Source organism: Roseomonas sp. E05 (assembly GCF_030063475.1).
GTDB lineage: Bacteria > Pseudomonadota > Alphaproteobacteria > Acetobacterales > Acetobacteraceae > Pseudoroseomonas.
The window spans coordinates 1-831 of sequence record NZ_JASIRT010000098.1 but is presented as its reverse complement, the minus strand read 5'-3'; the positions used below and the strand labels follow the sequence as shown (position 1 = coordinate 831).

Sequence of the window (831 nt, the reverse complement as noted above, 5' to 3'; positions counted from 1 at the left end):
CTGAACCGCGCCGGGTTTGCCGGAGGCTGGTGAATTTGAGTCAGGCCGCCAGGGGAACCTCCTGCTGGCGGGCATAGTAGCGGGCTTCGGCCTCGGCGGGTGGGATGTTGCCGATCGGCTCGAGGAGACGGCGGGTGTTGAACCAGTCGACCCATTCGAGGGTGGCGTACTCGGCCGCCTCGAGCGACTTCCAGGGCCCGCGTGGCCGGATCACCTTGGTCTTGAACAGGCCGATGATGGTCTCGGCCATGGCGTTGTCGTAGCTGTCGCCGACGCTGCCGACCGACGGCTTGATCCCGGCTTCGACGAGGCGCTCGGTGTAGCGAATGCAGGCATATTGCACCCCGCGGTCGCTATGGCGCACCAGGCCGCCGCCCTGGAGTGGCCTGCGGTCGTGCCGTGCCTGCTCAAGAGCATCGAGGACGAACGCAGCCTGCGTGCTCCGCGATACCCGCCAGCCGACGATGCGCCGGGCGAAGGTGTCGATGACGAAGGCAACGAAGACGAAGCCCTGCCAGATGGCGACGTAGGTGAAATCCGACAGCCGGAGCTGGTTCGGCCGCGGCGCCTGGAACTGCCGGTTCACCTTGTCGGACGGGCACGGCGTCGCCTTGTCCGGCACCGTCCTGCGGGCCGTCCTGCCGCGGACCACGCCCTGCGGGCCCATCTGCCGCATCAGCCGCGCCACGGTGCAGCGGGCCACCGGGATGCCCTCGCGGCCGAGCTGGCGCCACACCTTGCGCACGCCGTAGACGCCGAAATTCGCCGCGTGGACACGCCGGATCCCGGTGCAGGGCGCGGCGTCACGGCGGTTGCGGACCGAGCTCCGGG

At 69.7% G+C, this 831-nt stretch carries 1 protein-coding gene; it reads right to left on the bottom strand.

Features of this window, described 5'->3' with window-relative positions:
• Positions 1 to 40 precede the first annotated feature (40 nt).
• On the bottom strand, positions 41 to 831 hold a 791-nt coding region (locus QMO56_RS26840; protein WP_283530704.1), incomplete at its 5' end, for an IS3 family transposase.